This window comes from Streptomyces sp. NBC_01460, assembly GCF_036227405.1.
GTDB lineage: Bacteria > Actinomycetota > Actinomycetes > Streptomycetales > Streptomycetaceae > Streptomyces.
In genome coordinates, this window is the sequence record NZ_CP109473.1 from 3,883,955 (window position 1) to 3,904,019 (window position 20,065).

The 20,065-nt window shown below is 70.3% G+C and carries 13 protein-coding genes and 1 tRNA gene; 2 read left to right on the top strand and 12 right to left on the bottom strand.

What is annotated here, in order from left to right; all coding sequences use genetic code 11:
- Nucleotides 1-155: 155 nt before the first annotated feature.
- The 3 genes from OG488_RS17235 to OG488_RS17245 form a co-directional block, all read right to left on the bottom strand.
- Complete coding sequence (locus tag OG488_RS17235; protein ID WP_329230250.1) at nucleotides 156-1,010, bottom strand: DUF2637 domain-containing protein; 855 nt, start codon at nucleotides 1,008-1,010, stop codon at nucleotides 156-158.
- Between the two features lie 419 nt (nucleotides 1,011-1,429).
- Nucleotides 1,430-2,737 carry a DUF3631 domain-containing protein gene (locus tag OG488_RS17240; protein ID WP_329230252.1) on the bottom strand — a complete coding sequence of 436 codons (1,308 nt, stop codon included), beginning with the start codon at nucleotides 2,735-2,737 and terminating at the stop codon, nucleotides 1,430-1,432.
- A gap of 233 nt (nucleotides 2,738-2,970) precedes the next feature.
- Nucleotides 2,971-3,201 (bottom strand): hypothetical protein, encoded by a 231-nt coding sequence (locus OG488_RS17245; RefSeq protein WP_329230254.1) that lies wholly within the window; start codon nucleotides 3,199-3,201, stop codon nucleotides 2,971-2,973.
- A 94-nt stretch (nucleotides 3,202-3,295) separates the two neighbouring features.
- On the opposite strand from OG488_RS17245, the gene OG488_RS17250 reads away from it, so the two are divergent.
- Both OG488_RS17250 and OG488_RS17255 read left to right on the top strand, forming a co-directional pair.
- Nucleotides 3,296-3,997, top strand: coding sequence for a helix-turn-helix domain-containing protein (locus tag OG488_RS17250; RefSeq protein ID WP_329230256.1), 702 nt, complete (start codon nucleotides 3,296-3,298; stop codon nucleotides 3,995-3,997).
- The gene (locus OG488_RS17255) at nucleotides 3,994-5,613 is read left to right on the top strand and encodes a tyrosine-type recombinase/integrase (protein WP_329230258.1); all 1,620 of its coding nucleotides are present in this window, start codon (nucleotides 3,994-3,996) and stop codon (nucleotides 5,611-5,613) included. The genes OG488_RS17250 and OG488_RS17255 overlap by 4 nt, the downstream gene beginning before the upstream one ends.
- Before the next feature lie 55 nt (nucleotides 5,614-5,668).
- Here OG488_RS17255 and OG488_RS39275 read toward each other — a convergent pair whose 3' ends face one another.
- The 9 genes from OG488_RS39275 to OG488_RS17295 all read right to left on the bottom strand — a co-directional run bounded on the left by OG488_RS39275 (nucleotide 5,669) and on the right by OG488_RS17295 (nucleotide 20,059).
- Nucleotides 5,669-6,643 (bottom strand): DUF6615 family protein, encoded by a 975-nt coding sequence (locus OG488_RS39275; protein ID WP_443074224.1) that lies wholly within the window; start codon nucleotides 6,641-6,643, stop codon nucleotides 5,669-5,671.
- A gap of 488 nt (nucleotides 6,644-7,131) precedes the next feature.
- A tRNA-Thr gene (locus OG488_RS17260) sits at nucleotides 7,132-7,205 on the bottom strand.
- Nucleotides 7,206-7,303: 98 nt separating this feature from the next.
- Entirely contained in the window at nucleotides 7,304-8,833 is a 1,530-nt protein-coding gene (locus OG488_RS17265; protein ID WP_329230260.1) for an alpha/beta hydrolase, read from the bottom strand.
- 168 nt (nucleotides 8,834-9,001) lie between these two features.
- Nucleotides 9,002-10,207 carry a DNA polymerase III subunit delta' gene (locus tag OG488_RS17270; protein ID WP_329230261.1) on the bottom strand — a complete coding sequence of 402 codons (1,206 nt, stop codon included), beginning with the start codon at nucleotides 10,205-10,207 and terminating at the stop codon, nucleotides 9,002-9,004.
- A gap of 119 nt (nucleotides 10,208-10,326) precedes the next feature.
- Nucleotides 10,327-13,446, bottom strand: a complete 3,120-nt coding sequence (gene tmk / locus OG488_RS17275) for a dTMP kinase (protein ID WP_329230263.1) — start codon at nucleotides 13,444-13,446, stop codon at nucleotides 10,327-10,329.
- A gap of 391 nt (nucleotides 13,447-13,837) precedes the next feature.
- Nucleotides 13,838-16,705, bottom strand: a complete 2,868-nt coding sequence (gene topA, locus OG488_RS17280; RefSeq protein ID WP_329230265.1) for a type I DNA topoisomerase — start codon at nucleotides 16,703-16,705, stop codon at nucleotides 13,838-13,840.
- 279 nt (nucleotides 16,706-16,984) lie between these two features.
- Nucleotides 16,985-17,182 (bottom strand): hypothetical protein, encoded by a 198-nt coding sequence (locus OG488_RS17285; RefSeq protein ID WP_329230267.1) that lies wholly within the window; start codon nucleotides 17,180-17,182, stop codon nucleotides 16,985-16,987.
- A 492-nt stretch (nucleotides 17,183-17,674) separates the two neighbouring features.
- Nucleotides 17,675-19,180, bottom strand: a complete 1,506-nt coding sequence (locus OG488_RS17290; protein ID WP_329230268.1) for a class I SAM-dependent methyltransferase — start codon at nucleotides 19,178-19,180, stop codon at nucleotides 17,675-17,677.
- 252 nt (nucleotides 19,181-19,432) lie between these two features.
- Nucleotides 19,433-20,059: a small secreted protein gene (locus tag OG488_RS17295; RefSeq protein WP_329230270.1), complete on the bottom strand. Its 627-nt coding sequence runs from the start codon at nucleotides 20,057-20,059 to the stop codon at nucleotides 19,433-19,435.
- Between the last annotated feature and the right edge of the window lie 6 nt (nucleotides 20,060-20,065).

Genomic DNA, 20,065 nt, shown 5'->3' on the forward strand with positions numbered 1-20,065 from the left:
TGCATGGAAGATGCTCCTGATACGGCTCGGCGAAATTGACCTGGGCGCCCCACTGGCATGGGCCCGCGTGTTGTCCACAGGTGTGGAAATCCGCGGCGCGACCGGCGGGTGCTCGGCTGACCGGAAGGGTTCCGGTCACCCGAGCACCCGAGACGTCAGCCGCCGGAGACCTTGATGCCAGCGGCTTCGAGTTCCGGCCGGAGCGATCCCATGACTTCGGTCTGCCGCGCGCTGCCGATCGTCAGGTTCCGATCCTTCACGGCAGCTCGCAGCAGGTCACGCGTGAGTTTGCCGTGCTGATGACCGGTGGTTCGGCCGATGTCCACCAGTTCCGCGATGGTGGCCTTCGGCGGACGGCCGCCGACTGGTTTGGCCTTTGGCACCAGGGACGTAGATTCCGTCCGCTCGTCGCCAGACACTTGCGAATCATTGGCGGAAGCGTCCTGCCATAGACCCTCACCCTGTTCACCGACCGGCCGGTTCCGCCCGGCTACGGAACCGATACCGGAGGAGGCATCGGCCGGGACGACGAGTTGGTGGATCTGTCGCATCAGCACGCCGAAGGCGACCATCGCGGCGGCCGGAGGGACGGCAGCGACCACGTAGTCGAGGAGGGGGACGCTGCGTTCGTTGTCCGTGCCGCCGACCCCGGCGACGTTCAGCGCGATGGAGCCGACCGATCCGGTAGCGGTTACGGCGATCGCCCAGAGGTCGGTCGTACGCCGAAGCGCGGCGCGCAGCATGAGCAGTTCACCCGCGACGATGAACGCGTCCAGGGTGGCGGGCCAGGCCCACCGGCGGATGGGGGATGCGCCGAGCCCGTGCTGGCCTGCGACATCGGCGAGGTGCGCGTAGGACAGCCAGAACGCTCCGGCAGTCAGGGCCACGATGACGACGCCGGCCGCGCCGAGCGCGAGCTGCTCTGCGTCGGCATGCTTCGGTCGCTGCTCTGCGGCTGGGACGTCATCTCGTGTATGCGGCGATGACGTGATGAGGTGCGGGGCGGTCAAGCGGGAATCTCCTTGGGGTAGTGGTGAGGTGCGTCTTTGCCGTCTTGTGCGTTGCACGTGCAGGTCAGCGCGGTACGGCAGCGCGCCGGATGTGCCGTCTTGGCAGGGAGCGCTCACGTCTTGTTCCGACTCGGAACAAGACGTGAGGCGTAGTCCACCCCGGCTTGTGTCCGAACGCCTGCACCTGCTGGGACGAACGTGCTTCGGCAGCCGTCCCAGCGAGCAGGGCTGTGACCTGCGGCGATACGGCGAGGACGCCTGGGACGGGGCAAGACGGATCTGGACGCCGTCCCAATGCTGGCTGCACGCGCTCAGGCGCGTGCGCTGCCGTCTTGCCTTCGACTGCCGTCTTGCTGATGTGTGCCCTGACCTGCACGATCACGGCAGGGACGGCAAGTACGGCAACCAGGGATGTGGGGTCAGCCTTCGCCGCGAGGATCGTCGACCGGGTGGACGGTCGGGCAGTAGCGCCGCCAGGCGTCCAGGAGCTTGTTGCGCGTGTAGCCCTTGCGCTGAGTCCGGTCGGCCATGCGCACGTTGCCGGGCCGGATGTCGTAGTCGCGCAGCATCCTGCTGAGCTGCCGGGAGGTCAGGCCGTAGCGTCCACGCTCTCCCCACGGGGCTTCGGCGTCCGCGTTCAGGTGGTGCAGGAGGTCTTCGGTGGAGAGGCTGTCCGCCTCCCGCTGCGCGAAGAAGACCCGTCGGATGTCAGCGAGGATTCGCGCCCCGCTCGGGTGGTCCTCCTCGGCCGCCACCTCGGCCGCGACCATCCGTGCGCACGCGATCCGCGCGAGCCGTGGCCAGCGGCCGTCGGCCAGGTCCGCGACGATCACAAGAGGCTCCCAGGTGTCGGCGGCTCGATCCTCGACCGGCATCTCCGGCTCCAGGCTCGCAGCGTCCTCCAGTAGCGGGAGGGCCCAGGCACGGATTCGGTCGCGCAGTTCGTGCAGGGCCGGGATGTCGCGTCGCGAGCGGAAGGGTTTGACCTTCTCCCCCTCGGCCCTGCGACGCATACGGATGACGACCGATCGATCCATGACGGTGTCCGGCAGATCACCGATACCCGCGATGGCCGCCATCGCGAAGGTGGCGAACTTGTGCGGGGTGTGGTCGTTGCCGACGACCCGGGTGACGTACCGGCCGCGCTGATGGCCAGCATTGAGGAGGCCGCGTGTCTCCTCGTTCTTCTCCGCGACCTTCGGGCCGAAGATGGTGTCGGCCTCGTCCACCAACAGCGTCGGCGGCTCCTCTTCGTTGATCGAGCGGAAGATGGCCGCTGGTGTGGTGTTGATGGTGAGCATCGGCCCGTGGACCGTCTCAGTCAGCACGTCCAGGAGCCGCGACTTCCCGCACCGCTTCGCAGGACCCACCACTGCCAGCCGTGGCGCGTGCTGCCACGCGGGCTGGAGCTGCGTCGCCGCCACCCACAGAGTGATCGCGTCCAGCGCTTCGGAAGAAGGCGGGATCACGAACTGGGCTATCTGGGAGCGCAGTTCATCCAATAGTTCCGAGCCCGGCGTCGGCTCCCCGTCGGGGATGGCCTCCAGGCCCTTCGCAGGGTCCGGCTCGCTGCTGCCGTCGGCCGGGCCGTCGTATGCCTCCGCCGTGGCACCGTCGGCCTGGGAGGGGCGCAGGTGAGCGCCGGGCTGGCCGGGGATGGCTGTGGCAGGCCAGGCCGCTCGGGCGGAGGCGGAGGCGGAATAGGAGTCGGGGTTCTCGGGTTGCACTGGGCGGCTCCTCGTCTGGCGGTATCGGGCTTGCACGCCCCTGCCGCCGGGTCGGATCTCACGGGATTGCTGGGGAGTTTCGGGGCCTCCGGCGTTGCACCGCCGGAGGCTCTCCCTTTGCTCGCGGGGGTTTCGGTACCGCGAGCGACCACGGACAGTACGTCCACGCCGTGCCGGAGTCCAGCGTTTCTGTGTCAGCTCAGCGCAAAAGGGCCTGTGGTGCGCCAAGCGCCTCACGCGGCCAGCCCAAGCAGGGCCAACAGGTCTGCGGTCACCACCCGGTAGGCGTTCCCGAGCCGGAGCACCTTGCACGGGTACTGACCGCGCTTGGCCAGCTCGTACCCCTTGCTCCGGCCGAGCCCCAGCGCTCGGTTACCTGTCTCCAGGTCAATGGCTGCAGGGAGGTCCAGAAGTTCCCCGCGGCTCATCCCCTTCGCTCGCCCGGCTTCCTCGTTCTCGCGCATGCGCACTCCATCCATGACTGAGCCCACGGCGAACGCGACCTCCGCGCCCGTCTCCAGGTCTTGGAATCAACGCTAAGCGAGCTAATGTGTCTTCATGACACAACGCCGTACCCATCCTGAAGAGAAGAAGGCCAACGAGGGGGACGACGTCCCGGAGTGGGTGGACCAGGTCATGTCCACCGTGGCCGGCGAGGTCCGCAGACGGCGGAGGGAACTGGGTTGGAGCGCACAAGACTTGGCCGACAGATGCGCGGAGATCGGCCATTCGATCCCCCGCAACGTCATCGCCAACATGGAGTCCGGGCGCCGCTCTAACCTGCCCCTGGTCGACGTCATGGTGCTGGCCGAGGCGCTGAACACCCCGCCCATCTGCCTCCTCTATCCCGTCGGCTACGTCGAGGACGTACAGCGGCTCCCGCTCCAGCACCCCATCACGGCGCTGGACGCGCTGCGCAGGTTCACCGGGGAGGAGACCGACCTCGGCGCGGACGACGACATGCTCCGCTACTTCCGGGCCCACCACGCCGCCCAGGAGCAGATGCGCCGCGCGCAGCAAGACGAGGAGCACGCCCGCTACCTGGCCAAAACCGCCCACAACGCGGATCGAAAGGCTGAGGCCCTCAGAGCCCAGGCGCAGGCCGCCGTAGCCGCTGAGAAGGCCAACAGGCGCCTGCACCGAGTCCGCGCCTTCATCGAGGAAGAAGGCGTCACACCCCCACACCTGTGGCCCGACGTCATCAGCGCCATCGAATCCACCGCCACCGGACCCGACACCACCGAGGAGAATAATCTTTGAAGGGCTCCACCTACCGCCGCTGCTCCTGCCGCGACTCGAACACCGGCAAGGAACTCGGCTCCTCCTGCCCCAAGCGCAACAGCAGGAACCACTGCACCTACTCCGTACGCCAGGAGCTCTCACCCCGCGAGGACGGCAGCCGCCGCTCCTTCGCCCGGGGCGGGTACGCCAGCCTCAAAGCCGCCCAGGCCGACCTCGACCACGTACGCGCCCTCCTCGGGCTCGCCGATTCGGACGACCCCGAGGGCACCGAACTCATCGCCGAGATGCTGGCCGAGGTCAGCCGCGAACGCTCGCCCCTGCCCGAGGTCGAGGAGACCAAGCGGCGCCTCAACGCCGGCCAGGACCTCATCGGCAGCCTGACCGTCGCCGAATGGCTCGACCGGTGGCTGGCCGGCAAGCGCATACGCAAGTCCGGCCTCAACCGCTACGAGACCGATATCCGCGTCCATCTGAAGCCGCGCATCGGCAACCGGCGCCTGGACCGGCTGCGCGTCAGCCACCTCAGCGAGATGTTCACCGACATCCGTGAGGCCAACGCCCAGATCTTGGAGGACAACGCCCAGCGACGGACCGCACTCGACAACCTGGCGACGGTGCCGTGGAAGGGCGTCGGGAACCGCGCCCGCCGCAAGGCCATGAAGGCCGCGATCGACGAGATGCCGCCCTTCAGGCGTGTCACCGGACCGGCCACGCGCCTGCACGTGAAAGCCACCCTCCGGGCCGCCCTGAATGACGCGATCGGGCAGCAGATCATTACGTTCAACCCGGCCGCCCACGTCGAGATCGACCCTGTACGCAAGCCGAAGGCGCTCGTGTGGACCGATGAGCGGGTCGCCAAGTGGGAGCAGACGGGCGAGAAGCCGTCACCCGTGATGGTCTGGACTCCTCAGCAAACCGGTGCCTTCCTCGACTTCGTCGCCGAGGACCGGCTGTACGCGATGTGGCACCTGATCGCCTTCCGGGGCCTGCGCCGTGGCGAGGCATGCGGGCAGCCGTGGTCGGAGACGAATCTCGACACCCACTTCCTCACCGTCTCCTCTCAACTCGTGCAGGACGGTTGGGAAGTGGAGGCGTCCGATCCTAAGACCGACAGCGGTTCCCGCGTGGTCGCCCTTGACGACGACACCGTCGATGTCCTGAAGCACCACCGAGAACGGCAGGACAAGGCCCGCGAAGAGTGGGGTACAGCCTGGATCGAGACCGGCCACGTCTTCACACAGGAAGACGGCTCCTGGCTCCACCCCGGCAAGGTGACCGACCTCTTCGAGCGCCTCGTCGCCGCCTCCGGCCTCCCGCCGATCCGCCTGCACGACCTGCGGCACGGCGCGGCCACCCTCATGCTCGCCGCTGGCATCGACATCAAGATCGTCTCGGACACGCTCGGGCACAGCGACACCCGAATCACGCGGGATATCTACCAGAGCGTCCTCCCCCACGTCGGCAAGAGCGCAGCCGAGGCCACCGCGAAGCTCGTCCCCCTCCAGCGCAAGACCGAGGCCGAGAAGGCCGCGCGCAAGACCGCGAAGGCCGCCAAGAAGGCCAAGACGGAGAACCAGGCCAAGCGCAAGAAGAAAGACAAGGTCAAGAAGCCCAAGAAGGAGGGCTCTCAGTAGTGAGAGCCTTTTCCGGACGGCCGCCTGCCTCAGGAGCCGGACAGACCTATCAGGTCTATGCGGGGCCAAGGTTCACTAGCACCGCACCTGCAACTCGCTTATCGGCCGGTTCCCCCTCAGCACCACGGATCATGGCTCGCACCCGCTGAGGAAGCCGGCGCACTGGACGGTCCGCCATCTCCCGTAGCTGTACGCGAAGGGCACGTTCGGTACGACTAAGCGGCGCTGCAATACGCGTCGTCTCGTGATCGGACCACCAGCGGTCCTCCTCGCCGTCGTGCTGATGACGATCAACCCGGCCCAACTCGTTTGAGCTGGAGGACCTGATCGGAAGCCTAGCCACTCCTGAAGGAGCTTTCGAAAGTTCTGCCTCCTCCTCAAGCTCCGCAAGAGCTGTTTGGTGCAGACTCAGCACCCTCCCGTAAGCAACTTCCAGGCTCGGCGCATGGGATTCACTCCCATCACAAAGGATGCGATTCCACGGACGACTGCGATGCTTCACATATCGCGTGCTCACGCGCTCTCCGCGAAGGGTCTGCTTGACAACCAGGGCCGACGCTATGGTGCATCCCAGCTGCCCCTCGGTGAAGGGGCCATGGTCGCAGCCCACCCACGGCTTGCCTGGTCGAATCTGTGGCCAGTTGAGGTGGTTGTAGAAGACGTAGGCAGGGATGCAGCCTGCCTTCATGGCGTCTTCGATCAGAAGATCATTCTGATACCTGTCGCCGTCGGGTCGATACCGCAGGTCGTATCCGCCATTCCGATTGGCACGCTTCGCTTGGACTCGCATGCCGAACCCCACGGCCCCAGAATGAAACCACCACTCCCAGTCCGCCCCATTCGAGCGCTCCTCGTCGCTCGCGAACGGACGGATCGCCACCCGGTCTCCATGGGCCCGATCGATGGCCCGGAGATTTTCCTCGGTGTGCGTCACTTCGCTCGATGGCCAGCCCCTACGGTGTTCGGCAGCCAGAGCTGCGAAGGTTAGTTCGGCCCGCCGAGCCAGAGTTCCGCACAGTGAGCCGACCATAGATGTGCGCACACCACAGGCCCGACAAAATGTGTCATTCTCACCAACCTGCTGCCCGCAATTGCAACGCGCCAATGCACCTTCACCCCTCCACGTTTCACCTGCCCAGCTTCGTCACTCTAGGCTGCTGCGGCCTTGCGTGAGCCCCATCAAAGCACTGCAGATTGGATCTTCGAGCATCCGATCGCGCCCCTTCCGCTCGGCGGCACTCGCCGTCCCAGGACTCCTCACCACGGGCATACACATCAAGCGTGAAGCGCGCGCCCGAGGATACTCAGCGATGCGGCAGACGGATCGAAAGTGATGCTTTATCGCTCAGCGAATCGCATTGTTTGCGCCGCCAGCGTGCTCTGGTCGGCCCCTACTGGGCCGCTCCGCTCACGCATCGCTCACGCAAGCACTTCCACGGCATCCCCGTCGCGCGGTTCGACATGCCCTGGGCATGAAAAAACCCCAGGTCACGGCGAGTGAGTCCTGGGGTAATTCCGAGCCGCCTTCGGGATTCGAACCCGAGACCTACGCATTACGAGTGCGTTGCTCTGGCCAACTGAGCTAAGGCGGCACGCTCTGTCGCACCATGGTGCGGTCAGCAGCGACGCCAAGTCTACACAGTTTCGAGGAGTGCTCCGTACCGCCCGCCTCCGAAGACGTATCCGCAGGTCAGCTGCACTTCTTGCCGTCCTTGGGCGGTGTGCCGTCCAGCAGGTAGGTGTTGATCGCCGTGTCGATGCAGTCGCTGCCCCGGCCGTAGGCCGTGTGTCCGTCGCCCTCGTAGGTGAGCAGGGAGCCGGACGAGAGCTGGTCCGCCAGGGACTCGGCCCACTTGTACGGGGTGGCGGGGTCGCGCGTGGTGCCGACCACGACGATCGGCGCGGCACCCTCCGCCTCCGTGCGGTTCGGGGTGCCGGTGGGCTCGACGGGCCAGGAGTCGCAGTTCAGGGCCGCCCAGGCGAAGCCCCTACCGAAGACCGGGGAGGCCTCCTCGAACTCCGGGAGGGCCTTCTCCACCGCTGCGGGGCCGGAGAAGGCGGGGGGCAGGTCCAGGCAGTTCACGGCCGCGTTGGCGAACATCAGATTGGCGTACTCACCGTTGGGCTGGCGCTCGTAGTAGCTGTCGGCCAGGGACAGCAGGCCGGAACCGTCACCACGCCGGGCGCCGGCGACGGCTTCGCGGAGCTGGGGCCAGGCGGCCTCGTCGTACATCGCCGCGATCACACCCGTGGTCGCCAGGGACTCGGTCAGCTTCCGGGTCTCGCCGGTCGGCACGGGCGCGGAGTCCAGATCGTCGAAGAGCTTCTTCAGGGCGGTCGCCGCGTCGGCGGTGGACGTGGTGCCGAGCGGGCAGTCCTTCTGCTTCACGCAGTCCGCGGCGAAGGACTGGAACGCGGCCTCGAATCCGGCGGTCTGATCGCGGTTGATGTCGATCGCGGGGAGCGAGGGGTCCATCGCTCCGTCCAGGACGAGCCGGCCCACCCGGGCGGGGAAGAGGTCGGCGTAGGTCGCGCCGAGGAACGTGCCGTACGACGCTCCGACGTAGTGCAGCTTCTCGTCACCGAGCAGGGAGCGCAGGATGTCCATGTCGCGTGCCGTCTCGATCGTGGAGACGTGCGGGAGGATCTTCCCGGAGCGCTTCTCGCAGCCCTTCGCGAACTTCTCGAAGGACGTGTTCAGCGCTTCGACCTCCGCGCGGTCGTCGGGGGTCTGGTCCACCTGTGTGTAGGTGTCCATCTCCTTGCCGGTGAGGCACTCCACGGGTTCGCTGCGGGCGACCCCGCGCGGGTCGATCGCCACCATGTCGTACCGGGCGCGGACGGGGGCGGGGTAACCGATGGCCGCGTACCCCTGGAGGTAGTCGACGGCGGAACCGCCGGGACCGCCGGGATTCACCAGGAGCGAGCCGATGCGCTTGCCCGGTCCCGTGGCCTTCTTGCGGGAGACGGCCAGCCTGGCGTCCCCTCCGTCGGGCTTCCCGTAGTCCAGCGGCGCCTTCATCGTGGTGCACTGGAAGCCCTCCACGCCGCAGTCCCGCCAGCGCAGCGTCTGCCCGTAGTACGGCTCCAGCTCCTCGGCGACGGCCGATCCCGTCGCCGACGCGCTGGGCGCCGAACCGCCGGTGCTGCAGCCGGAGACGAGGAGGCCGGCAGTGCCGAGCCCGGTGGCGAAGATTCGGAGCAGGCGCCTGGTGTCCATCCCCGGAGCGTAGCCGCCACCTGACGACTCGACCGATTCCCTGCTCATACGGGTGAATTCGCACGCTCCGACGACGGACGGGGCCCTGCCCCCGGGGCGGTGACGCGCGCGAGACGTCGCCGTGGGGGCTGTGACGCACGGCGTGTGTCGAGCGGGGAGGACGGGGCGTCAGCCCGCCCGGAGCGCCACCGCCATCGCCTCCACGGCGAGCAGGGGCGCGACGTTCCGGTCGAGCGCGCGACGGCAGGCGATCACGGCCTCGATCCGGCGCAGGGTGCGCTCGGGGGTGGACTCCTCGGCGATCCGGTCGAGGGCGTCCCGTACGTCGGTGTTGGCGAGGGCGATCCGGGAGCCGAGCTGGAGCGCCAGGACGTCACGGTAGAAGCCGGTGAGCTCGCTCAGCGCGAGATCGAGGCTGTCGCGCTGCGTACGCGTCCTCCGGCGCTTCTGCCGGTCCTCGAGCTCCTTCATCGCACCGGCGGTCCCGCGCGGCATCCGGCCCCCCGCCACGCCGCCGAGCGCCGCCTTCATGTCGTCCGTCTCCTTGACGTCGACCTCCTCGGCGACCTGCTTGGCGTCGTCCGTCGCCGTGTCGATCAGCTCCTGCGCCGCCTTGAGGCAGCCGCCCACGTCGTGGACGCGCAGCGGGAGCTTGAGCACGGCGGCGCGGCGGGCGCGCGCCCGCTCGTCCGTGGCCAGGCGGCGCGCCCGGCCGATGTGCCCCTGCGTGGCACGGGCGGCGGACGCGGCTCGCTCGGGGTCGATGCCGTCGCGCCGGATCAGGACGTCGGCCACGGCGTCCACGGGCGGGGTGCGCAGCGTGAGATGGCGGCAGCGGGAGCGGATCGTCGGCAGCACGTCCTCGAGGGACGGGGCGCAGAGCAGCCACACCGTGCGGGGCGCGGGCTCCTCCACGGCCTTGAGCAGGACGTTGCCCGCGCCCTCGGTGAGACGGTCCGCGTCCTCCATGACGATGACCTGCCAGCGCCCCACGGCGGGGGACAGCTGGGCCCGGCGGACCAGCTCGCGGGTCTCCTTCACGCCGATCGAGAGCAGATCCGTGCGGATCACCTCGACGTCCGCGTGGGTGCCGATCAGGGCCGTGTGGCAGCCGTCGCAGAAGCCGCAGCCCGGCGCCCCGCCCAGGGCCCGGTCAGGGCTGGTGCACTGGAGCGCCGCAGCGAAGGCGCGGGCGGCGGTGGACCGGCCGGACCCGGGCGGGCCCGTGAACAGCCAGGCGTGGGTCATCTTCGAGCCGGGCGGGACCGGCTTGCCCTCGGACTGAGCGGTGACCAGCGTGTCGGCGTCCCGGGCGGCGCCACCGAGCTGCTCCTGCACCCGGTCCTGTCCGACCAGGTCGTCCCATACGGTCATGGTCACCGCCCTTCCGTGGTGTGCTGCGGGAACGCCGGGACTCCCGGCGCTTCCCCATTGTGCGGGAAGGGTCCGACAATCCCGGCGTTCCGTGCGCGGTCCCTCCGGCCTACCGCCCGTCAGCGGCGGGGGCGGCGCCCGCCGCGGCCGGAGCCGCCCTGGTCCTCGTCCTTGTCGCCGAGCAGTTCGTCGGCCAGGGACGGCAGATCGTCGAGCGGAGTCTCCTCGGCCCAGTCGGAACGCGGCCGCTTCTGGCGGCCGGACGTCCCCTTGGCCGCCCGTCCGGCCTGCGGATCGTCGCTGACCTGGGGCAGCTCACGCGTGCGCTCGTTCTCGCTCTCGGCGGCGGGAGCCCGGCGCTCGTCGCGGAACACACCCGGCGGCACCCGGTCCGAGGGGTCCTCGTCGCGCACGGGCCGCAGGACGGCCGTCTCGTCCGCGTCGCGCACGGACGGCAGCACGGTCGTCTCGTCCGCGTCGCGGTCAGGCCGGTCCGGCCGGGCGACCGGCACGGGCTGCGTGATCTCGTTCGGATTGACGACCGGGGTCGGGACGGTGAGCTCGTTGTCCTGCACGGACGGCCCGGAGGCCCCGGAGCCGGGCCGGCCCGATTCCCTGGAACGCTCGGCTGCGGCGGCTGCCGCTGCTTCCTCGGCCCGGGCGGCCGCCTCGGCCTCGGCGCGGCGGCGCGCCTCCTCGGAACGGATCAGCGCCTCCTCCGCCCTGCGCTGCTTCTCCAGGCGCAGTTCCTCCGCCTCCTTGCGCAGCCGCGCCTCCTCCTGCGCCTGCTGGCGGAGCCGCTCCTGCTCGGCCTCGCGCACCCGCTCCTCGGCCTCGAGCCGGGCGCGCTCCTCCTCCGCACGGCGACGGGCCTCCTCGGCGCGCTGCCGCGCCTCCTCCGCCTGCCGTTCGGCCTCGCGCTGCCGCGCCTCTTCCTCCTCGCGGCGCCTGCGCTCCTCCTCCTCGGCACGGAGCTTGGCGAGCTGGGCCTGCCGCTCGGCCTCCAGCCGCTCCTCCTCCGCCTTGCGGGCGGCCTCTTCCTCGGCCTGGCGCCTGATCTCCTCCTCGGCGGCCTTGCGCGCCTCTTCCCGGGCCTTGATCTCGGCCTCGGAGAGCGGGAGGACCCGGTCGAGCCGGTGGCGTACGACGGTGGTGATCGCTTCCGGTTCCTGCCCGGCGTCCACCACCAGGTAGCGGGCCGGGTCGGCCGCCGCGAGGGTGAGGAAGCCCGACCGCACCCGGGTGTGGAATTCCGCCGGCTCGGACTCCAGCCGGTCGGGTGCCTCGGTGAAGCGTTCCCGCGCGGTCTCCGGGTCGACGTCCAACAGCACCGTCAGATGCGGTACGAGCCCGCTCGTCGCCCAGCGCGAGATACGGGCGATCTCCGTCGGGGCGAGGTCCCGGCCCGCGCCCTGGTAGGCGACGGACGAGTCGATGTAGCGGTCCGAGATGACGATCGCGCCGCGCTCCAGGGCGGGACGGACCACGGAGTCCACGTGCTCGGCCCGGTCGGCGGCGTACAGCAGGGCCTCGGCCCGGTTGGACAGGCCGGCCGACGAGACGTCGAGCAGGATCGAACGCAGCCGCTTGCCGACCGGGGTGGCCCCCGGCTCGCGGGTCACGACGACCTCATGGCCCTTGGCACGGATCCATTCGGCGAGCGCCTCGACCTGGGTGGACTTGCCGGCTCCGTCGCCGCCCTCCAGGGCGAGGAAGAAACCGTTCGCCGCGGGCGCGACCGCGGGGTCTCCGCCCCGCAGTGCCTCGCGCAGGTCACGGCGCAGCGGCACACCGGCCCGGTCGTCGGTCCTGGCGAGGACGATGACCGCGACCGGCAGCAGCAGCGCGCCGATGAGCATCAGCGCGAAGGCCGCACCGCCGTGCGCGAAGACGAAGTCGCCGGACCCGAGACGGTGCCGGCCGATGGCGGCCGCGAGCAGCGGGCCACCCACCGCGCCGAGCGCGACGAGCACCCGGACGACGGCCTGGAGGTGCTCGGTGACCCGCGCCTGGTGAGCCGCTTCGGTCTCCTGGTCGATGACCGCGTGGCCGATGTGGGCCGCGACGCCCGCCGAGTAACCGGCGAGCAGGGCGATCAGCAGCCCGGTCGCGGTGTCGGGCACCAGACCGAGCGCGAGGAGCGACACACCCGTGAGGGCGACCGCCAGCGCCAGCAGACGGCGCCGCGACAGGGCGGGCAGCACCTTGGGCGCCGTGCGGATACCGAGCGCGGTGCCGCCGGTCAGGACCAGGATCAGCAGGGCGAAGGTGGCGGGACCGCCATCGAGGTCGGAGGCGTGCAGCACGGAGACGGACGCGGCGGCGGCGATCGCCCCGGCGACCGCGGCGCACGCGGCGACGACCAGCGGGATGCTGCCGGTGCGGCCCTTGTCGGAGCCCGCGCCCGTGGCCGGCCTGCGCAGCCCCTCCAGGGGCGAACGCGGACGAGGGGTCCGGGTGGCCGGCAGTTCGAGGAAGTACAGGGTCGAGACGGAGGCGGAGAAGAGTCCCGCCGCGATGTACGACCCGAGAGCGGCCTGGTGCACGGAGAACCAGTCGAAACCGGTGCCGAGCAGTTCACCGACGAGCGCGGCGACGACCAGTACGGCCGCGGCCGCGGGAACGGCGAGGAAGTTCGTCCGCAGGGAGAGCCTGCGCAGGGCGTCGAGGTGGTCCGGCAGCGGGCGCACGGCGGCGCCCTCCGGCGGCGGGGCGGGCAGCAGCGCGGGGGCCGCGCTCTCCTTGGCCACCGCCCACAGCCGCTCGCCGACACCGGCCACGAAGACGGTGATCAGGATCATCATGAGTGCCTTGTCCGGCATCCAGTCGATCCACAGGGGCGCGACGATCAGGAGCGCGAGCCGAAGCCCGTCCGCCCCGATCATCAGCCAGCGGCGGTCGACCGGACCAGCGGGCGCGGTGAGCGCGGTCAGAGGCCCCAGGAGTACGGCTCCGAAGAGCACGGTGGAAAGGATCCGGGCGCCGAACACGGCGGCGACGGCGAAGGCCGCCCCGCGGTATCCGGCCCCGAATGAGCCCTCGAGGACCGCCGCCTGCAGCGACAACAGCACAAGCACGAGAAGGGCGAGTGAATCGCCGATACTGCCGACGAGCTGGGCGCTCCACAACCGCCGGAGCGGGGGAACACGCAACAGGGCTCGTACGGCGCGCTCGCGTGAGTCTGCGGCAAGTGGGTCGGAGGTGGGGCTCACGACCAATGGCTGCTCGGCTCGCGTCATCCGCCCAGCCTATCGGCAGCGGTGCGGTGCCCGGGGGCCGCGTCCGAACATATGCCCCACAGGCACACGGACCGCACGCCGGGAGACACGCCGGAAGGGCTGAAGGGCCCAGCGAGGCCCCAGCCCTTCCGGCGTTCCGTGTGTGCCCGACCGTTCCGTGTGTGCCCGACAGCCGTTGTCCCACGCCTGCACGGACGACGGCGGGTGATCCGACGGTGGGTGATCCGTGATCCGCGCCACCGGGCCGACGGGCCGACGGGCCGACGGGCCGACGGGCCGACAAGCCATCGGGCCGACCGGCGGATCGACGCCGCCTACCGCGCGGGTGATCCGCCCCGCCCGGACGGCGATCGGCTCACCGCTCCGGGCGGCCCTACAGCCGGATCGGGTTTCAGCTCTCCTCGGAGGAGGACGTGGCCGTCTTCCTCGCCGCGGCCGTCGCCTTCTTCGCAGGTGCCTTCTTGGCGGCGGTCGTCTTCTTGGCGGCTGTCGTCTTGGTGGCGGTCGTCTTCTTCGCGGTCGCCTTCTTGGCCGTGGTGGCCTTCTTCGCCGGCGCCTTCTTGGCCGGAGCCTTCTTGGCGGTCTTCTTCTTCGCCGGCCCCTTGGCCCGCTTCTCGGCGAGCAGCTCGTAGCCGCGCTCCGGAGTGATGTCCTCGACGCTGTCGTCGGTCCGCAGCGTCGCGTTCGTCTCGCCGTCGGTGACGTACGCGCCGAAGCGCCCGTCCTTCACGACCACCGGCGCCCCGCTCACGGGGTCCGTGCCCAGCTCCTTCAGCGGCGGCTTGGCCGCGGCCCGCCCGCGCTGCTTCGGCTGGGCGTAGATCGCGAGGGCCTCGTCGAGCGTGATGTCGAAGAGCTGGTCCTCCGAGGTGAGCGACCGCGAGTCCGTGCCCTTCTTCAGGTACGGGCCGTAGCGGCCGTTCTGCGCGGTGATCTCGACGCCCTCGGCGTCCTCGCCGACCACGCGCGGCAGCGACATCAGCTTGAGCGCGTCCGCCAGGGTCACCGTGTCGAGGGACATCGACTTGAAGAGCGAGGCCGTCCGCGGCTTCACCGCGTTCTTCCCCGTCTTCGGCGTGCCCTCGGGCAGCACCTCGGTGACGTACGGGCCGTAGCGCCCGTCCTTGGCAATGATCTGGTTGCCGCTGACCGGGTCCGCACCGAGCTCGAAGTCACCGCTCGGCTTGGCCAGCAGCTCCTCCGCCAGGGTCACGTCCAGCTCGTCGGGTGCCAGGTCCTCGGGCACGTCGGCGCGCTGGTGGCCCTCGGAGTCCTTCTCGCCGCGCTCGATGTACGGGCCGTAGCGGCCGACGCGGAGCTTGATGTCGTTGCCGACGGGGAACGAGGAGATCTCCCGGGCGTCGATGGCGCCCAGGTCGGTCACGAGCTCCTTCAGACCGCCGAGGTGGTCCCCGTCGCCGTTGCCCGCGTCGGAGGCCGCGCCGGCACCGGCCGTGTCGTCGCCCGCGCCGAAGTAGAAGCGCCGCAGCCACGGCACGGACTGGGCCTCACCCCGCGCGATGCGGTCGAGGTCGTCCTCCATGCGGGCGGTGAAGTCGTAGTCGACCAGCCGGCCGAAGTGCTTCTCCAGCAGGTTGACCACGGCGAAGGAGAGGAACGACGGGACGAGCGCCGTCCCCTTCTTGAACACGTATCCGCGGTCGAGGATGGTCCCGATGATCGAGGCGTAGGTCGACGGACGGCCGATCTCGCGCTCTTCGAGCTCCTTGACCAGCGAGGCCTCGGTGTACCGGGCCGGCGGCTTGGTGGCGTGGCCGTCGACCGTGACCTGGTCGGCGGTCAGCGCGTCGCCCTCGGCGACCTGCGGCAGACGGCGCTCACGGTCGTCCAGCTCGGCGTTCGGGTCGTCCGCGCCTTCGACGTACGCCTTCATGAAGCCGTGGAAGGTGATCGTCTTGCCGGACGCGGAGAACTCGGCGTCGCGGCCGTCGCTCGCCCGTCCACCGATCTTCACGGTGACGGAGTTGCCGACGGCGTCCTTCATCTGAGAGGCGACGGTCCGCTTCCAGATCAGCTCGTAGAGCCGGAACTGGTCACCGGTGAGGCCCGTCTCCGCCGGAGTGCGGAAGCGGTCGCCGGAGGGGCGGATCGCCTCGTGCGCCTCCTGCGCGTTCTTGACCTTGCCGGCGTACGTCCGCGGCTTGTCGGGCAGGTAGTTCGCCCCGTACAGCTGCGTGACCTGCGCCCGGGCCGCGGAGACCGCGGTGTCCGAGAGCGTCGTGGAGTCCGTACGCATGTAGGTGATGAAGCCGTTCTCGTACAGCTTCTGCGCCACCTGCATCGTGGCCTTGGCCCCGAAGCCCAGCTTCCGGCTCGCCTCCTGCTGGAGGGTCGTCGTGCGGAAGGGCGCGTACGGCGAGCGGCGGTACGGCTTCGACTCGACCGAGCGGACCGCGAACGTCGAGTCGGCGAGCGCCGCCGCCAGGGCGCGGGCGTTCGTCTCGTCGAGGTGCAGCGTCTGGGCGGAGCCCTGCTTGAGCTGTCCGTCCGGGCCGAAGTCACGGCCCTGGGCGATGCGGCGCCCGTCGACCGCGCTGAGGCGGGCGGTGAGCGTCGAGGGGTCGGAGGCGTCGCCGGTGCGTCCGGTGGCGAAGGTGCCCGTCAGATCCCAGTACTCGGCGGAGCGGAAGGCGATGCGCTCGCGCTCCCGCTCGACGACGAGGCGGGTCGCGACGGACTGGACACGGCCCGCGGACAGCCGCGGCATGACCTTCTTCCACAGGACCGGCGAGACCTCGTAGCCGTAGAGACGGTCGAGGATGCGGCGGGTCTCCTGGGCGTCGACCATGCGCTGGTTGAGCTCGCGCGGGTTGGCGACGGCGGCCCTGATCGCGTCCTTGGTGATCTCGTGGAAGACCATCCGGTGGACCGGGACCTTGGGCCTGAGGACTTCCTGCAGGTGCCACGCGATGGCTTCGCCCTCGCGGTCCTCATCGGTGGCGAGGAAGAGTTCGTCGGATTCGGCAAGAAGCTGCTTGAGCTTCCTGACCTGGGCTTTCTTGTCTGCGTTGACGACGTAGATCGGCTGGAAGTCGTTTTCGACGTCCACACCGAGGCGGCGTACCTCACCGGTGTACTCGTCCGGCACCTCGGCGGCGCCGTTCGGCAGGTCGCGGATGTGCCCGACGCTCGCCTCGACGACGTATCCGGGGCCGAGGTAGCCCTTGATCGTCTTCGCCTTGGCAGGCGACTCGACAATGACGAGTCGGCGGCCTGCGGTCTCGCTGGTCGGGGACAACTTCGCTCTTCTCTCCGGTCGGCACTCGTGGGCATCCGGGCAGCGGTAGGGCGCTGCTCGCGGTGCTGTCGCTGCGGAGTGTGACGGTACAACCCGCCCCCGTGTCAAACGGCAAAAGCCCGCAACGGCCACTCGAACGGTAACCCGACTTCCGCCATTCCTGCCGCCCGGACCGACCGGTCCGCTCCTCGCGGTCCTGTCGCCTGCGGGTTTGGCGCCCCTGTCCGGGAACCCCCGCGACCGCTGCCCGGGGGCCGCCGTCCGTGCCGGAGAAGTGGATCAGATGCGGGTGAAGCACCACACGCCGAGGACGAGGAAGAGTACGCCGAAGAGCGTCGCAAGAGCGGTGGAGGCGACGGGGCTCACACCGAGCGCCACCGGCGCGCGCTGGATGCTGCGCGCCCCCGTCCAGACGAGGAGGGCGGCACCGAACAGCGCGAACGCGACACCGGCGAAGACCGCGGCGGCACTCTCCATGTCCGAACCCCTCTGCTCTTTTCCCGGCTGCCGTGGCGCTCGTGCGCCGCCGTACCGGCCGTGGCCCCCCGAGCCCCGCACCCGGCGGGCGGCTCGGCAGAGGGAGGCTGCCACGCCGGGGCGTCCTCGGCGCGAATCCCGGATGAACACCGTGCGGCCGCCCGGGGAACGACCATGAGCGGAACCCGTCGACCGCACCGACGGGGTCGTCGAGCGGTCACGAAGTCGCTGCTCAGGACGGTGTTGAGCGCCGGAAGACGCCCCCTGGCCCACGGGACCGGAGCGCGGGGACGATGCACGGGAGGGGAGCGTCGGAGCGGTGCGTGAGCAAGGGGACGGAGCACAGGGACGATGCCCGGGCACGAACCGCCGGACCGGTTGAGACCGGGAGCGGGGCGTGGGGACGTGCTCGGGAGCGGGACGCGTCCGTGTGCCGGGAAGGCCGGCCCCACGCGGAGGAGGCCTGCCCGCCTCGGAGTGGCGCGCCGCCGGTCAGCGCACGGGGTCCAGAAAGCCTTCCTCCACCAGCAGCCGGATCGCCTGCGGAGTGCGGTCGCGCAGCAGCACCGGGTCCTCGGCCATCAGCTGGGCGATGGCGTCCAGGATCCTGCCCGCGGGGAGTGACCCGTCGCACACGCCCGCGAATCCGGCGCCGACCGCGTCGACCTTGGTCGCCCGCCGCATCCCGCGGTGCTGACGCAGCACCACATGCTCCGGGTCCTCGGCGCCCGGCAGCCCGACCTGCTCCTGGACGATCTCCTCGGCCAGGGTGAAGTGGGCGGCGAGCAGGGCCGCGTCGTCGTGCTCCCGCAGATAGTCCTGCCGCGCGAAGTGGGCCTCGACGGCGGACCCCAAGGGCTGTTCCACCGCGTGCGGCCACTCCTCGGCCACGAGCGAGGGACTCCCGGCGGCGGCCGCCGCGGATTTGCGAAGCGTGATCCAGCCGAAGCCGACGGCCTTGGTGCTCCGCGCCTCGAACTCGTCCAGCCAGGCCTCGTACCGCTCGGTGTAGAGGGCGGGATCGGTGCGGTGGTCGCCGCTGTCGCGCAGCCACAGCTCGGCGTACTGGGTGATGTCCTGCACCTCACGCTGCACGATCCAGGCGTCACAGCCGGCGGGCACCCAGGAGCGCACCCTGTCCTGCCACTCCTCGCCCTCCACGTGCTGCCAGTTGGCGAGGAACTGCGCGTACCCGCCTTCGTTGAGCCGGTCCCCGGCCTGCTGCACGAGCGTCCGGCACAGATCGTCGCCGCCCATGCCACCGTCGCGGTACGTCAGCCGGGCACCGGGCGAGATCACGAAGGGCGGGTTGGACACGATCAGGTCGTACGTCTCGCTGCCGACCGGCTCGAAGAGGGACCCCTCCAGCAGCTCGGCGGGGGTCGTTCCGGACAGCGCGAGGGTGAGGCGGGTGAAAGCCAGAGCGCGCGGGTTGACGTCCGTGGCCGTGACCCGGGTGGCGTGCTGCGCGGTGTGCAGGGCCTGGATGCCTGAGCCCGTACCGAGGTCGAGCGCGGAGGTGACGGGCCTTCGCACCGTGATGCCGGCGAGCGTGGTGGAGGCCCCGCCGACCCCCAGGACGACGCCCTCCTCGTGCGAGCCGATGCCACCCGCCCCGCCGACGGCGCACCCCAGGTCGGACACGATGAACCAGTCCTGGCCCTCGGGCCCTCCGTAGGGCCGGATGTCGACGGTGGCCCTGACCAGGTCCCCCTCGATGACGGCCCAGCCGTCCTCCACGCATTCCTCCAGCGGGAGAGCGGCGGCGGCAGCAGCGGCCGGGACGGAGCGCTGCAGAAGGAACAGCCGCACCAGCGTGTCGAGCGGTGAATCCCCCCGGGTGGCCCGGAGCGCGGGGACGGTCTCGCTGCGGGCGAGCGCGGCGTACGCGGGCGCGCCGAGCCGTTCGAGGAGGCCGTCGGCGGTGAATGCCGCACGGATCAGGGCTTCGCGGAGCCGGGGGGCGTGGTCGGATGCGGGAAGGCTGGTCGTACTCACCCGCCCATTGTGGCCGCTCCCGCCGACAACGGCAGCGGCCCGGCGCCCACGAAGGAGGGCCGGGCCGCTGTCTGCGGGTCTTCTCCGCTACGACTGCGCGTCGTTCACGGCTCCCGACAGGTGCGAGCACCCCGCCGCCCCGGCTGCCCACACCCGGCCGTCACGACGTTTCGCGCCCGGCCGTCACGGCTTTCGGCGCCCGGCCGTTGCGGCTTCCGGCACTCCGCCGACGCGGTTCGCGGCGGCCCGCCCTTACGCCTTCTCGCTCGCCGAGGCCGAGGGCGATGCGGACTTCGACGCCGGGGCGGACGGAGCGGAGGCAGGCGGAGCCGAGGCCGTCGGCTTCTGGCAGCCCTTCTGCTTCGCCATCGCGGAGCCGACCTCGCCGGACTGCAGCTTCTTCAGCGCCTGGTCACCGTTGGTGCTGATCTTGTTCAGCTCGTCGGCAATCCCCTTGAGACCGTCGGCGAACTTCGCCTGGTCCTTCGTGTCGAGGTCGTCGACCTTGGTCTTCAGGCCCGCGTAGGCCACCGAGGAGGCGTTGAGCTCCTTCACGGCCTCCTTCTGCGTGGTCTCCCCGCCGTCCACGGGCGGCGCGCCCGCCGACTGCACGGCCGTGCCCAGCGCCTTGTAGGCCTGCGAGATCTGCTGGAAGGCGGCCGAGTCGGTCTTCTGGACGTCAGCGGGCTTGCTGTTGTCGGCCGTCTGCTGCTGGATCGCGGCGTTGGCGTTCGCGATCTTCTGCAACTGCGGCTGAACCTGGTCGCAGACCTTCTTCGCCCAGTCATTCACCTTGTTGTCGCTGTCGTCGCTACAGCCCGACAGCGTCAGTACGAGTACCGCACCGCCGGACAGTGCGGCTGCAAGCTTCTTGTTCACCGGATT